General features: G+C 64.3%; 16 protein-coding genes. 1 reads left to right on the top strand and 15 read right to left on the bottom strand.

All coding sequences use genetic code 11. The features are described 5' to 3' along the window. The first annotated feature begins 110 nt into the window (after positions 1-110). Positions 111-428 (top strand): hypothetical protein, encoded by a 318-nt coding sequence (locus tag D578_RS0110465; RefSeq protein ID WP_018949901.1) that lies wholly within the window; start codon positions 111-113, stop codon positions 426-428. 193 nt (positions 429-621) lie between these two features. Here D578_RS0110465 and D578_RS0110460 read toward each other — a convergent pair whose 3' ends face one another. The 15 genes from D578_RS0110460 to D578_RS0110390 all read right to left on the bottom strand — a co-directional run bounded on the left by D578_RS0110460 (position 622) and on the right by D578_RS0110390 (position 14,455). After that, entirely contained in the window at positions 622-1,491 is an 870-nt protein-coding gene (locus D578_RS0110460) for a glycine betaine ABC transporter substrate-binding protein (RefSeq protein WP_018949900.1), read from the bottom strand. 53 nt (positions 1,492-1,544) lie between these two features. Further along, complete coding sequence (locus D578_RS0110455) at positions 1,545-2,387, bottom strand: proline/glycine betaine ABC transporter permease (RefSeq protein WP_018949899.1); 843 nt, start codon at positions 2,385-2,387, stop codon at positions 1,545-1,547. Position 2,388: 1 nt separating this feature from the next. Next, a complete protein-coding gene (gene proV / locus D578_RS0110450; RefSeq protein WP_018949898.1) occupies positions 2,389-3,594 on the bottom strand; it encodes a glycine betaine/L-proline ABC transporter ATP-binding protein ProV in 1,206 nt (401 codons plus the stop codon). Positions 3,595-3,647: 53 nt separating this feature from the next. Continuing rightward, on the bottom strand, positions 3,648-4,031 hold the full coding sequence (locus D578_RS0110445) for a hypothetical protein (protein WP_018949897.1): 384 nt from the start codon (positions 4,029-4,031) through the stop codon (positions 3,648-3,650). 39 nt (positions 4,032-4,070) lie between these two features. Further along, positions 4,071-5,114: a lipoate--protein ligase family protein gene (locus tag D578_RS0110440; RefSeq protein WP_018949896.1), complete on the bottom strand. Its 1,044-nt coding sequence runs from the start codon at positions 5,112-5,114 to the stop codon at positions 4,071-4,073. Between the two features lie 3 nt (positions 5,115-5,117). After that, positions 5,118-5,546, bottom strand: a complete 429-nt coding sequence (locus D578_RS0110435) for a hypothetical protein (protein WP_018949895.1) — start codon at positions 5,544-5,546, stop codon at positions 5,118-5,120. A gap of 154 nt (positions 5,547-5,700) precedes the next feature. Continuing rightward, positions 5,701-6,657 carry a hypothetical protein gene (locus D578_RS0110430; protein ID WP_018949894.1) on the bottom strand — a complete coding sequence of 319 codons (957 nt, stop codon included), beginning with the start codon at positions 6,655-6,657 and terminating at the stop codon, positions 5,701-5,703. A 205-nt stretch (positions 6,658-6,862) separates the two neighbouring features. Next, positions 6,863-8,134: an OmpP1/FadL family transporter gene (locus tag D578_RS0110425; protein WP_018949893.1), complete on the bottom strand. Its 1,272-nt coding sequence runs from the start codon at positions 8,132-8,134 to the stop codon at positions 6,863-6,865. A gap of 278 nt (positions 8,135-8,412) precedes the next feature. Further along, positions 8,413-9,585, bottom strand: a complete 1,173-nt coding sequence (locus D578_RS0110420; RefSeq protein WP_018949892.1) for a radical SAM protein — start codon at positions 9,583-9,585, stop codon at positions 8,413-8,415. A gap of 54 nt (positions 9,586-9,639) precedes the next feature. Continuing rightward, positions 9,640-10,722: an NAD(P)/FAD-dependent oxidoreductase gene (locus tag D578_RS0110415; RefSeq protein ID WP_018949891.1), complete on the bottom strand. Its 1,083-nt coding sequence runs from the start codon at positions 10,720-10,722 to the stop codon at positions 9,640-9,642. Between the two features lie 22 nt (positions 10,723-10,744). Beyond that, a complete protein-coding gene (locus tag D578_RS0110410; RefSeq protein ID WP_018949890.1) occupies positions 10,745-11,839 on the bottom strand; it encodes a biotin/lipoate A/B protein ligase family protein in 1,095 nt (364 codons plus the stop codon). Continuing rightward, entirely contained in the window at positions 11,832-13,013 is a 1,182-nt protein-coding gene (locus D578_RS0110405) for a radical SAM protein (RefSeq protein WP_018949889.1), read from the bottom strand. The genes D578_RS0110410 and D578_RS0110405 overlap by 8 nt, the downstream gene beginning before the upstream one ends. A 105-nt stretch (positions 13,014-13,118) precedes the next feature. Beyond that, entirely contained in the window at positions 13,119-13,556 is a 438-nt protein-coding gene (locus tag D578_RS0110400; protein ID WP_081617365.1) for a glycine cleavage system protein H, read from the bottom strand. A gap of 36 nt (positions 13,557-13,592) precedes the next feature. Further along, a complete protein-coding gene (locus D578_RS0110395) occupies positions 13,593-14,000 on the bottom strand; it encodes a DsrE family protein (protein WP_026289295.1) in 408 nt (135 codons plus the stop codon). A gap of 8 nt (positions 14,001-14,008) precedes the next feature. Beyond that, positions 14,009-14,455, bottom strand: coding sequence for a glycine cleavage system protein H (locus D578_RS0110390; protein WP_018168416.1), 447 nt, complete (start codon positions 14,453-14,455; stop codon positions 14,009-14,011). Positions 14,456-14,538: the final 83 nt, after the last annotated feature.

Genomic DNA, 14,538 nt, shown 5'->3' with positions numbered 1-14,538 from the left:
ATATTCTAACCAACCTGCGCACTTGCATGAACCAAACGCCCCACGGCTGCGGGGTTGGGCTTGCGGATGCGCCCGTCACTCGGATTCAGCGTTTCAATAGAGGACCCGGTATGAAACTCGTCAAGCTCGTCAAGCTGAACAACGTGCAGTACAACCCGAACCGCGACCCGGACTTCTACCGTCGCCCGGTCAACGAGGAATTCCGGCTGCAGGCCGTGCTGAACGGCTCCGGCAGCGCCCAGTGCTCGTTCTCCGTGGAAGGCGAAACCCTGTGCGAGGGCAGCGTGTCCCTGCCGGGCACCTTCGACTGCAAGTTCAGCTACGACACCGCCGGCACCCGCATTGGCGACCTGGTGATCGAGGGCAATGGCGAGACCTTCCACGAGAAGATCCGCATCGACGTGCTGGAACACGCCTGGATCGGCTAACCCGATTCAGCGACCACCGCCCGCCCTGTCCTGGCGGCGGCAGCGAAAGGCCCCGCGGCATAGCCCGGGGCCTTTCGCGTTTGGGGCGGCCTCCATCCACGTCGCCAGCCGAGCCAAACGCGGAACGTGACACCCGAACGAAGAAAGCCCCGCGTGAGCGGGGCTTTCGGGCACAGCGGCGGAACGATGTTGCTCAGTCGATCACGCCGGTCACCCAGTACTGCACGTACTTCGGGTTGTCCTCGATAAAGCGATCCACGGCCTCCGCGTAGGAGTTTTCCTGGGCGTAGAACATCGCGTCTTCCAGGACCTCGAGATCCAGGTGCATGCGCGAGATCATCATCGCCACGTCGTGGTACTCCTCGGCGAAGCCTTCGCGAGCCAGGGCATGGATGCGTTCGAAGCTGCCCAGGGCCCCCTCCGGGTCTTCGAGGTAACGCAGGTCATGGGCGCCGAATTTCCAGTGCGGGCTCCAGCCGGTCACCACGATCCACTCGTCACGACGGATCGCGCGTTCCAGCGCGGAGGTCATGCCGGCCCCGGAGGAGATCTGCAGGTTGTAGCCGTCCAGGCCGTAGGTCTCCATGGCCTCTTCCGACAACCGCGTCAGGCCCGCGCCCGGGTCGATCCCGGTGATGCGGCCATCCAGCTTGTCCCGCACGGAGTCCTTCTTCAGGTCTTCGATGGAGCCGAGCTCGTCCTCGGGGATATAGTCCGGCACCACCCAGCCGAGGCGGGCGTTGCCATACAGCGGACCCAGGTTCACCACGTCCTGACCCACACGATCCATGTAGTCGGCATGGGTCCCTGGCAGCCAGGCCATCAGCATCATGTCGATGTCGCCGGAGGCCAGGCCCTGGTATTGCGGGGCGATATCGGTCTGGATCAAGTCGACCGAGTAGCCCATTTCGTCCTCGATGACGCGCTCTGCCAGCCTGGTCACGAACTCGGCATCGGACCAGGCGGTCCAGCCGATCTGGATGTCGTCGGCCTGGGCCGTGGAAAGGCCCATGGAGGCGGCCAGTACCCCGCCCAGCAGGGTTGAAGTCAGTGTCTTGTTCATTGTGCTACTCCTTCCTTCGAGTGAAACGGATGGCGGCGGCGCACGAGCCCGGCTCAGCTGCTCGCCTTGCGCCGCCGCCCTACGCTTTGAGTGATCCGGTCGAGCAGGATGGCGAGGATCACGACCCCCAGGCCGCCCTCGAACCCTAGCCCGACATCGAGCCGCTGGATACCGGTGAGCACGGTGTTGCCAAGCCCGCCGGCGCCGATCATCGACGCGATCACCACCATGGAAAGCGCCAGCATGATGGTCTGGTTGATGCCGGCCATGATCGACGGCATCGCCAGAGGTAATTGAATCTTGGTCAGGAGCTGGCGCCGATTGCAACCGAAGGCCAGCCCGGCCTCGATCTGCTCACGGTTCACCTGGCGGATGCCGAGGTTGGTCAGACGCACCACCGGCGGCATACAGAACACCACCGTGGCAATCGCGCCCGGCACCGTGCCCAGCCCGAAGAAGATCGCCGCCGGGATCAGGTAGACGAAGGGCGGCATGGTCTGCATCAGATCCAGCACCGGACGGATGGAGGCCTCCACCCAGTCGCTGCGCGCCATCGCGACTCCCACCGGCATGCCGATCGCCAGCGCCACGGCGGTCGCTGCCAGCACCAGCGACAGGGTCTTGATGGTCGGCTCCCACAGATCCATCCCGAGGATCAGGCCCAGGGCCAGGATGGCGAAGATGCCGAAGCGCCAGCTGACCCGCCACCAGCTGAGCCCCACCAGGGCCAGCACCAGCAGCCAGGCCGGGATCGCGAGCAAGGCCCCCTCGAAGGAATTGGTCAGCAGCCCCAGGAACCAGGCAATGCCATCTAGCGCCGGCTCCAGGTTGTCGAGGATCCAGTCGACTCCAGCCTCGATCCAGTCGCCCACGGGAATATTGATGCGCCCTTCCATGTCAGTAATCTCCGTTCGCGGCGGCCGCGTTCCGGCTGCGGTCCAGGGCTTCGACCAGGCGCTGCAGGGTCACCAGGCCGCGGAAACGGCCCTCGCCATCCACCACCGGGATGGATACCGGGCTCTGCGCAGCCCGCCGCGGCAGGTCGGCCAGCGCGGTATCCTCGGGGACCGGCTCCACCTCCACCGCGACCTCGCTGGCGGCGCGATCCAGGGTGAGCTCGCCCAGACGCTTGGCCTGGACAACGGACTGGAAACGCCCGCCGGCATCGACAATCACGGCCTCGTTGCCCGGCACGTGGGCAATCCGGTTACGCGCCTCGCCGGCCGTGGTGTCGGCATCCAGTACCGGGATGTTCTCGCTGTCCATGATGTCGCGGGCCTGGAATACCTGGGTGATGTCCACGCCGTGGAAGAACGAGCGCACGTATTCATTGGCGGGGTGCGTGATGATTTCCTTCGGCGTACCCACCTGCACCACCTCGCCGCCCTGCATGATGGCGATGCGATCTCCGATGCGGATCGCCTCGTCAAGGTCGTGGGAGATGAACACGACCGTACGTCGGTGCTCGCGCTGCAGGTCCAGCAGGCGATCCTGCATCTCGGTGCGGATCAACGGGTCCAGCGCCGAGAAGGCCTCGTCCATCAGCATGATGGAGGGATCGGTCGCCAGGGCACGGGCCAGGCCCACGCGCTGCTGCATCCCGCCGGAAAGCTCATCCGGATAGCTGCGGGCATGGGCCTTGAGACCCACCTGGTCCAGGGCCTCCTGGGCGCGCTCACGGCGTCGGGCGCGGCCGACGCCGGCGATCTCCAGGCCGAGGGCGGCGTTGTCGATCACCGTCTTGTGCGGCATCAGGGCGAAAGACTGGAACACCATCGCCAGATCCTCGCTGCGCAGCCGGATCAGATCGCGCTGGCTCATGCGTGTGACGTCGCGCCCACGGACCTCCACCGTGCCGGCAGTGGGCTCGATCAGGCGGTTGAGCAGACGCACCAGGGTGGACTTGCCCGACCCGGACAGCCCCATCACCACGAAGATCTCGCCCTCGGCGATATCGAGGTTGCAGTCCTTCACGCCCACCGTGTTGCCGGTGCGCTCGAAGATCGTGTCCTTGTCCAGGCCGTCCTCGATCAGCCGCAGACCTTCCTGCGGGTTCGGCCCGAAGACCTTGTACAGCTCGCGCACCCGGATGATGGGTTCCATGCCACGTTCTCCCTGTAACGCTACGTCCGACCCTCGGGCCGGACCGGGGCCCGTTACCAGTCGTACTGGCGAATAAACTCGGGAAGCTTGTCGATCATTTCTTCGCGCCCGAAGAAACGATCGGCGCGGGCCAGGCGCATCTCGTCCTGGATGTCCTGATCGCCGCCGAAGCAGAATACCGGAAGATTGATCTGGTATTCCATGCGCAGCATCCGGATCACGTCCAGCGGGTCGAAGGCCTCGATCTCGTCCAGATCCAGCAGCAGGAAGCGGTACAGTAGGATCTCATTCCAGGGGCCCAGTTCATCCAGGTCGGTCACCCGGTGCAACTGCCAGTCCTGCGGCAGCTGGGCCTGCATGCGCTCGGTCAACCCGGCGTCCTGCGTCATCAGGATGACGCGCTTCTCCAGGCGGCGTTCGATCGTCGGTTCGGACATACGGCATCTCCGGCGTTCGTGGGTAGCGGAAGGGGCGGGTCAGGCCGCCGCAATTCCGCGATAGAGCCCGTCGATGCGGGCACTGATCTCGTCGACCATGCGGGCGTCGAGCTGACCGCTCAGGCGCGAGCGCACGCGCAGGCGCTCCGGGGACTCGCCAATCAGGTGTTCCTCGAGGATCGCGGTGGTCGCCGGGTCCTCGCACCAGACCCGTGCGATGTGCGAGCCCTCCACGTGCAGGCGCAGGCGCCCACAGGCCCCGTGGGTCTCGAACACGTGGTTATCGCGGTTCACCCGGATCCCGTCGCGCACGGCCGGGGAACCCTGGCCATCGGCCAGGTCCTCGAGCTCCTCGTGCCCGGCCGCCAACCACTGTTCGATCGTGTCTCGGTCCGGCTCGATCATCCGCACCGGCACGCCAAAACGGCGTTCCAGGACCGCGCGCAGGGCGGCCTCGACCTGCGCGGGCTCGGGGGTTTGCGGGCACTGGCGGGCGCAGTCGGTCATGCCCGTCTCCAACGCCGGACGCAGCCAGTCGCGGTAGCCCTCGCTAGGGGCGTGGACACAGGCGAGAAAACGCTCGACCGGGAAGTGCCGCAGGAAGCTGGCCCCGAACACGCAGCCCTCGTCGAGCGTGGCCGCGCCGGTCCCCATGATCTTGCGCCCCTGGACCCAGACATCCTGACCCCGCGCCTCTACGCCCTCCAGCCCAAGCTCACGCAGTACATCCATCGCGATGCCCAGGCCCATGGCGAACAAGTGGCGATGCCCCCGAGCGAGGACATGGCGCGGCTGGATCAGGAAGAAGCAGGCCTGATCGGCATCCACCCAGACCGAGCCACCACCCAGCGGTCGCCGCACCACCGGGACGCCCTGCTCCGCACAGGCAGCAAGGTCCAGATCGGAAGCAGCGTCCTGGCTGGCGCCGACCGAGATATGTGGCTCGCGGGCATGCGTCCAGAGCACGCGCGGGGGTGCGTCCGGCGAGGTCATGCTCGCCAGCCCGGCGTACAGCGCGTGGAGTTCCTCGGCGGAGCGAGCCCCGGCGTCGATCCACTCCGGGGTCACCGTCGATGCGACCAAGTGTCAGCCCTCGGTCTTGTCCTGGCCAGCAGCCGGATCGTCCGTCTTGTCGTCCTGGCCGGGCTGATAGAAGTAGCGGAAATAGAAGTCACTGCGCGAGAGATCCCCGTACAGCTTGGCGCGTTCCTCGACCCCACTGCGCATGATCTCGACCATGGCCATGGCCTGCTCGCCGTCGATGATATGGATGCCGCCGGACAGCTCCTGGTCGGTGTCGAGGAAGTGCGCGGCCAGCTCTTCCGGCTCCTGGATGTACACCAGGAAGGACTTGCACTCGGCATCCTCCAGATCCAGCGGCTGCATCACGATCTTGCCGAGCCAGGCCAGGCGCGCGACCTGGTTGAACTGATGGATATCGAGCTTCTTGCCCTTCTTGTACTTGTTGAGTTCGTTGCGGATCTCGCCAATATTGGCGATCTTCATCGATTTCATGGATGTGCATCCTGCCGCGAGTGTTGCGGGAGCATAAAACAACTCCGTTCTTTGAACGTAAAAAAACCCCGGCAGACCGGGGTTCTTGAGTGGGGCACACGGGAATTCCGCCACCCCTTGCGCCCTTCCGTGGCGCGTGCAGATTACCGTGGAATTACCACGAGAACCCGCTGTCTTCCTCTTCTTCAAAGCCGGCGACCGCCTTCAGGGTCTCTTCCAGCGCGCCGGGCGAGCTGCGCAGACGCATGAAGCTGTTGTCCCCCAGCATCCGCAGATCCGGGAAATGCAGCGCCTTGCGGAAACGCATGTTCAGCGCCTCCACCTCGCCCCCTCGAACCATGATCTCGAGCGGAACCGTCGCGGTATGGCGGAACTCGCCCACATCCACGATCCCGAGTTGATGCAGGTCAGCAGAGTCCTGATCGGCCCCGTCCGCCTCACGCACGGCCACGCCGATCACCGTCACGTCCTGGCCCGGGATGTCGACGCGATAGATCTCGCTGACCCCCGCCACCCGCGACGCAAGATTGCCGTCCAGTTCGCTCAGCGCCGCACGCGTGGAGCCATGGCTGGCCAGCTCGTACGGGGCATCGAAGCGTTCCATCCCGAAGGTATAGCGATAGCGGTTGAGGTCGCGCGCGCTCATCCCGTCCTCGGAACCGAACTCGCGTTCCGCCCCCAGGGTACCGGACAGCCGCTCGCTCACATCGGACACCGAAGCGTCCAGGCGATAGGCGTGGCGGAAGTACTCCAGGTTGTTGTAGCTCACCTGCAGCTCGCCATCGACCGCGGTTACGGCCACGCGGATCGGGGCGATATAGCCACCCCGCTCCTCGGAACCGGCCACAGACAGCAGATCATCGTGGGTGACCACGATCACGTGCCGATCATCGCTGACCGGATACTCGCCCAGGAACCGGAAATCGGCCCCTTCCAGGCGCTCCCGCACACTGGCAACTTCGGCAGAGACATCGGTCCCCGATTCCGTGTAGGCCAGTACCAACGGACGATAGGTATCGGCCGCCACGGTCTGGCTCGCCGCGAACAGCGCAACCGCCGCGACCATACCGACCGCGCGGACGCTCCCGCGCAAGGCGTGGATTGCTCGCATGGCATCCTCCTTTGTATTCAAAAATAAGTTCGAGCGGAACGCTCGACAGGAAGAAGGGCCCGGAACGCACCCCCCAGTGCGTCACGAACCTCGGGGTCACCCGCCCTCCCTGGCGGATCCGGCCTTCCCCTCAAGGCCGGGCGCCCCTCCCGGGCGCATAACACCGAGGCCCGCAGCGGTCAGGCGACCGCCCCGGGCCTCCCGATCAGAACCGGTACGCGTACCCGATCTCGAGCTCGTACTGACGCATCTCGATGGTCGCTTCACCTTGCTGGGTAGGTCCACGAACGCTCTGCCGCGGCGCGTACATTGCCGCAAAATTCAGCTCATGCTGATTGCCAAAGCCCTTGGTGAACCCAAAGGTGAAGTGATCTTCCATCACGGCCGGGGCCAGGATGTTGAATTCCACTTCGCTAGACGGAATCGGGTTTTCCCCCCGGTTGTAGCCCACTCGCCAGGTCCAGTCATTTCCGGCTTCATACTGAGCGCCAAACTTGAAGATATCGATATCTTGCCAGCCAAAGCCGGCACCGTTCGGCGCCCCCAGAAGCCCAGAGTCGCCTGGGTTCGAGATCGCAGCGACATCCGTGTAATTGATGCGCTGGTAATCGGCGGAAAGAGTGACGCTCGGGCTTACGTCCACCGAGAAACCCAAACCGTAGGTGGACGGGACATCAAAGCTCCCGCCATCGGCAAAGAGACCGCTGTAGTCATCGAAGTCCCCGTTGCGGATCTTGGAGCGATAGCTGGCCCCGACCCGGGCACCTTCAGCCAACTCGGCCTGAAAGCCGATCTGCGCGCCATAGCCCCACGTGGTATCGGTACCGCTACCACTTCCCGTATCTCCTTCGGCGCTGGCCTGATTGAATGCCTCGATTCCCTTTGCACTAAAACGTTGGTAACTGATGATCGGGCTAAAACCCACGCTAACGCGACCATCTGCGAACTTCTGGGCGTAGGTCGGAATGATCGCGAGTTGCTCAAGATCAACCCCCGCCGAACCACCGCAGAACACGCCTTGTCCCGGAACCAGTGGCCCGTTCGGATCCTGCGGATTCTGGCATTGACGATCAAAGGCAGGGTAATCCGTATTCAGCCCCCCGTTCCCCAGCAGTGCAATACCCCAGGATCGATTCTCGTCGATCTGCTGGACATACCCAATCGACGGGATGAAGAAGTCTTCACTGTCGGAATCGATCGTCATATCGCCCATATCGTTAAACGTCACGGAACGTTCGGGACGGAAGTAGGCGAGGGAGCCGTCGATGCGGCTTTCCATGCCGGCGATGCCGGCGGGGTTGATGCCCGGGGCGTAGGCATCCTGGGAGATCGCCATGCCGACGCCCCCCATGCCCTTGGCCTTGGTGCCGTAGCCGTGGGCGAAGTAGCCGTTGGTGGCGTGCGCGACGCCGGCGGAGCCCATGGCCAGGCCGACCGCGATCGTCACCAGGCTGCGGCGAATGATGCGTGCTTCCATTTTACATCTCCTTTGGTGGTCTTCTTGTTGTGTTGTGCGAACACCCCGGTTCCGCGCAGCCCCCTTGTATGCCGCCCGTCCGGTCTTGTGGTGTTCCCACGACTCGCGTCACGATGACCGACCGTGCCGCGAGTACTTTCGGCAGGTGTGTTCAAGGGCACTCGGAAGAATGGCCTTGATAACCCTGCTCGAAACCTGAATATTCAAAATGTCTTATCGACCCCCTGACATGCGAAAGCCCCGGGAGTGCCGGGGCTTTCGCGATACTACCACTAATTTCAGGCCGTCTTCTCGTCGTCCGCCTCGTCGGCGTCGAAGTCGAAGGTGCCGACATCCTCCCCGGCCATTTGCCGCTGGACGAACCCGACGTCGGTCGAGTTGAGCGCAAACGGGAAGGACAGGATGTCCGTCGGGCTGGAGTCGCCATACGGGCGGTTACAGGCCGAGACCTCCTCGTCCGACTTGCCGGGGCAGCCGGAGGTCTGGAACGGCTTGCCGGAGGCGATCAGTTCTTCCACCTCGGCCTGCGGCAGACCGAAGTCCACCACCTGGCCGTCGGCGTTGAACTGCATGTCGTCGATGCGGCCACCGGCGTAGTCGATCACGAAGCGGCCCAGCTGCACGCGACGCCACTGGTCACGCGGGACCGGGTTCCAGTCTTCCATCAGCGAGCCCTCTTCCGGGAAGAAGGCGAACATGTGGTTGTGACCGCCCAGGTCGCGGATGCGCTGGCAGACCTGCAGGATCTCTTCCTCGGTCTCGCCCATGCCGCAGATCAGGTGCGCGCCAAACTTCTCCGGGCCGAAGATCTCGGCGGCCCACTCGATGGACTGCCAGTACTTGTCCCAGCTATGCGGGCTCTCGACCGCCTTGCCGCGGGTGCGCTCGAAGATCTCGGGGGTCACCGCGTCCAGCGCGACGGTGAAGATGTCCGCGCCCTTGTCCCGCAGGAGCTGCAGATCCTCGTAGCTCATGGTGGTCGGGTTGGACAGGATCGACACCGGGATATGGTTGACCTCGGCGACCCAGCGCTCCAGCAGCTCGACGGTGTCGGCGTCGGAGTTCGGGTGGGTGATCATGGAGATGCACATGCGCTCGAACTGGCCGGCGTCGGCGTGCTTCTTCACGCGCTCGATCACCTCGTCGTACTTGGCGGTCGGCCAGTCGACGCGGATGAAGTTGCGGTCGGCGTAATCCCGCGATTCCTCGCGGTGGCGGGCCAGGCCGCAGTAGGAGCAGTTGGCACGACAGCCTTCCGGGTACGTGACCAGGAGGTTCAGGCAGTGCGTGCAGGACGTGCGATGCATGGTGCCCGGCACCAGGCCCAGCGTGATCGCGGCCGCGGTGGACATCTGCACGTACTCCGGCGAACGCATGTCCGGGGTCTTGATGTGATAGTCGGGCCGGTAAAAGTTGATCGGCGCGACCATCTCCTCTGCACTTGCACTCATGGAATTCCTCCAGCGTTGTCTCGGGGATGCCAGGCATCCGTCGACCGGGGCCGATTACGCGGCCCGGTCACCATCGTTGAAATACTCGGAAAATGCAATCCATCCGCGGCGCTGGGTGGCATCTTCCTGCGCCCGCGGGGTTCGCCAGTGTTCATTGAGGAAGGCGCGCCGCTCGCAGGCGCGATCCAGCGCCGGCCCGTACTGGTCGCGCATGTCCTCGTCATAGTCGGCAAGGGCCTCGGCGTCGCCTTCCAGGTGGCCGATCGCAGCCTCGCCGGCAGCCTCGCCCGAAACCACCGCAGCGGCAATGCCGGCCCCGGTAATCGGGTGCGTCAGGCCACCCGCGTCGCCGACGAACAGCACGTCGCCGGTTACCAGCGAATCACGCAGGCCGCCGACCGGGATCGCCCCGCCGGTCCGGTAGCGGATTTCTTCCCCGAGCAGGCCCTGCTCCACAAGCTGGGCATGCAGGGACTCCAGCGGGGTCTTCAGGTCGCCGGCGATGCGCTTGTCGGCGCCCAGACCGAGATTGGCCCACTTGCCCTTGGGGAACAGCCAGGCGTAGCCGCCGGGGTAGTCATCGGACAGCCAGACATCGGTGGCGGTGTAGGGCTTGTTCAGCGGCACGGTGTACTGGCGGGTCTGCACCGTCGGCAGGGCCGGCAGGCCCAGGGCCTCGGCGACCGGCGAATGCGGCCCATCGGCCGCGATCAGCACGCGGTAGCCGACTTCGTGTTCTGCACCGGCGTGTTTCACCCGGGCGATGTGACGCTCGGCGTCCACCGCCACCAGCGGAGTCGAGGTCACCAGTTGCGCCCCGTTCGCCTCGGCGGCGCGGATGATGGCGCGGTCGAACTCGCCGCGATCCACCATCAGGCCGGGAAAGTCGGAATGTTCCACCGCCCCGGAGGGCAGGAAACTCTGCATGGAATCGATCCGCTGCAGCAACACGCCGTCGGGCTGCGCGTAGGCGCCCATCGGGTTGGGGATGAACTCGGCGCACTGCACCGGCTCGCCGAAGGCCTTGTTACGCTCGACCGCGAGCACCGACAATCCGGCCTCGGCACACACGCGCGCGGCCGAGGCCCCGCCCGGGCCCAGACCGACAACCAGCACATCCACCGCGGCGGGCAGCATTAGCAAAGACCCCGAACGTGGCTCATTGCGCGGAGGCCGGTTCGATCTCGGCCTGTGCCAGGGCCGACTGGATGGCGGCGATGAAGTCGTCCGCGGTCAGCTGGAGCAGCTCGACATCGCGTTCGGCGAAGAAGGCGCGCACGCGCTCCTCCATCTCGTCCTGCGGCGTATCGCGCAGGGCCGCCTCGAGATCGGCGACGGTGCGAGCCGGTTTCACGAAGATGTCGCCGGTAATCCAAAGCTGCTTCAGACGCTTGCGCTCCGGATCCAGAGCCACGCCAACCCGCATCAACCCGCCATCGGACTTGGAGATACTCTCGAACATCGGGGCATCGGTGGCCGGGCGGTTGCGCTGATAGACCCACTCTTCGGTATCGATGTCGGCCAGCGCCTCGTCGAAGGCGCGGCGCTCTTCCGGGAGCAGGTTGGCGGCTTCAGTGCGCACCCCGAACTCCTCGGCGAAGGCGCGCGCAATGGCATCCTTGACCACGTCCAGTGCGGGCATCTCGTCGAGCAGCGTGGCGAGGTTCACCACCCGGTCGCGCGCCGACTCGATCGCCTTGTTGGAGAGCTTCTCCGCCGGGATGCGCAGGATGCGCAGCATGTCCTCGACATCGAACTCGATCAGCAACGTGCCCTGGTACATGATCGATTCGCCGTCAAAGGCGCCGCCGGTGCCGGAGATCTTGCGACCATCCACTTCGATATCGTTGCGCGGGCGGAACTGCGCGTCCACGCCCAGCGAACGCATGCCTGCCGCCGCCGCGTTGCAGATGCGCGCCGCGATCTGCCCCATGTCGGCCGAACCGAGGAAACGCTTGTCCAGATACAGCTCCCAGCCGAGCTGGGTGGCATCGAAATAGATCGCACCACCGCCGGTGATACGGCGCTGGATGGCGATTCCGTTCTCCTTGCAGTACTCGGTGTTGATCTCCTGGTCCACGTTTTGGTGGAAGCCCACCAGGGCACAGGGCTGAAACTGCAAAAAGCGCAAGGTATGCGGCGATACACCTTCCTGATGGCATTCCAGCAGGGCGCGGTTGAACGCCATGTTTTCCGCAGCCGGGCGCAGCCCAGTGTCGAGGATGCGCAGGGTCTTCTGATCGCGCTCAGGCATGACAGCCACCCCCGGCTGCAATCTCGCCCCCCTCGGTGACGATGCGGATGCCGCCCAGGCCCTGGCGCGCCTTGCGCTCCTGCTCGCGACGGCGGGCTTCCTCGGCCACGATGGTGTCCAGGTCCAGTTCGACGCCGCTGGCGGCGCCGGCGTCTTCGGCCATCACCTCGTCACCGACAGCGATCGAGCAACAGGCCGGAGTCACGCGCACCTTCTTGCCCAGGCGAGCGGCGAGTTCCACCACCCCTTCTGCCGGGTGGGCAATCCCGGACAGGCCCGCCATCACGGCGTAGCTGTCGATCTGGCTCTTGGCCTCGCCCGGCGGACGGGCGCAGCCCAGCAGCAGCGAGGTATCAGCCAGGCGAGCGCGGGCGTCGTGGAAGAAGCGGCCCACCGCATGCACGTCCGGGGTCTCGAACGGGCGACTGGCCGGCGCGTAGAACGGCATGACAACCACCAGCACCACGGCATCCGGCAGGTGGCGCGCCAGCATCTCGAGCGCATTCCACTCGCCCAGCAGCTTGCCGTAGTGCAGGCCGATGACGATATGCGGGACCACCTTCATGTTGGTGTTCACCAGGCTCTCGAGCGTGCGCTCGAAGTCATCCACGCTGCGACGCAGGTGATAGACCTGCGTGATGGTGTCCTGGGCACCGATGACGTCCATCATCGCCGCGTCGATTCCCGCCTGCTCCATGGACAGCGCGATGTCGTCGTCCACCAGCGCGGTATGCATGGCAATGCGGAATTCGGGGAACTCGTCCTTGATGCGCCGGATGGTGGAGTAATACGGGTCGTATTCGACCTCGTTGCGATGATTCGAACCACCGGTCAGGAGCATGCCCTGGGCACCGGACTCGATCACGCCATTCACCTGACGCCAAAGATCCTCCGGGGTGCGGACGGGGATCATCGGATCCAGGATCTTGGCCTTGCAGTGATCACAGGCCAGCTTGCAATCGCCACCGGTAATGGACATCGCAGGCCAAGCACTCTTGCCACAATCGGCCAGCTCGCTGGATTGGTAGGACTTGAAGGTCGGGGTATAAAAGTGCACCGAACCCGGATCCCCGGCGTGTTGCAGGCTATGCTGGAGGTCATCAACCAGCAACGGATCGACGGGGACGTCCTCGAGGGGCTCTACCCGCTGGATTACATCGTTCCAGCTCGTCATCGGCGGTCTCCGGGTCGGCGCATTTCTTGAAGGTTTTACTCGGGTATTACCGAAAAAAAGAGGCCGCCAACCTCAACGGGTCGGCGGCCCGGACCGGATCGGGGCTTAGCAGCCGCCGAAACCGTCCGCTTCCATCTTGGCTTCAAAGGCCGCATGGGCATCGGAACCGGTTTTCAGATCGCCGATTTCGCCATCCCAGTCTTCCGGCTTCAGCTTGATCAGCCAGCCTTCGCCATAGGGATCTTCGTTGATCAGACCCGGGTTACCCGCAACCTTGTCGTTGGTCTCGGTGACTTCACCGGTGACCGGGGTCTTCGCCGGACCCACCCACTTGCCGGATTCGACGGTGGTGCAGGACTTGTCCTTCTTGACCGCCTTGCCGACCTTCTTCGGGGTGTAGGACACAATCGTGCCCGCCAGCGAACAGGCGTAGGACGTCAGACCGACGGTCGCGGTACCGTCGCTTTCCTTGCGCACCCAAACGTTGTTTTCAACGTTGTACATCAGATCTTCAGGAATATCACAACCCCGAACTGCACCCATGTCTTCCTCCAGGAATATTCAAATAAAGCGGGAAAATTAAAACGTTATCGTTTTATCACTGCGTAGTATCAGGTCGGCTAGTTCGCTCGCCCGATTCACTTCATCGACTTCGTCGATGAGATCCGAAGACGCGTCGATTCTATACCCCGGCAGAGCGGGCTGGCAAACGTGCAAGCGCACGCCGGCGCGTTTTGCGTCCTGGATAAAGTCCTTGATCAGCTTGCCGCCTTCCATGGCCCGCAGATCATCCGCTACACCCTGCTCCATCAGGCGCACGCCCTCCATGGTGAAGAAGATATGGACGTCAACATCCATCGAGGCCATCACCGCGCCAAGATAGAACGGCGTAGCACAACGGCCAGGCGTCGACGGGCCCGAGGTCATGATGATCACGACCGTCTGCTCGTCGTTGTCCAGGTAATAGTCGTTTTCGAGATCAGCCATGGTTCCGCTCACCGCAGCTTGCGCTGGCACTGAATGTCATCGTCCTTGGCCCGCTTGCAGTAGCCTTCCTCGGCCTTGTCGCCGGTCAGGAACACCTCCAGCGCGGCCTCGATCCCATTGGTGGGCTCGACTCGGGCGATCCAGGCATTGTAGGGGTCGGAATTCAGCAGCACCGGGTTCTCCAGCACCTCCTCGTTCCCCTCGACGATCTTGCAATCGATGAAATTGGGGATCGGACCCGCCCATTTTCCACTTTCGATCGTGGCGACCGGCTTGCCCGGCGGTCGCCGCGTACCCGGCCGCCGCACCCGCACATGGATGATCTTGCCCGCAATCGTCTGCGACAGATCGGTCATCCCCACGGTCAGGGTGTCGTCATCCTCGCGGCGAAGCCAAATCTGGAATTCGTCGTCGTAGAACAGTTCAGGGTGAAACTCGCAGCCGTTGCAATCCATGTTTCGCCTCATTCCCGGGACCGCGGGGACCCGTGCCTCCACAAAAAAACGGGCGCCAGGCGCCCGTCTTCCAAACTCATCGA

It is taken from the genome of Thioalkalivibrio sp. ALMg11, from assembly GCF_000377905.1.
Lineage (GTDB): Bacteria > Pseudomonadota > Gammaproteobacteria > Ectothiorhodospirales > Ectothiorhodospiraceae > Thioalkalivibrio.
The sequence above is the reverse complement of the archived record's forward strand: the minus strand, read 5'-3'. Positions and strand labels throughout refer to the sequence as shown.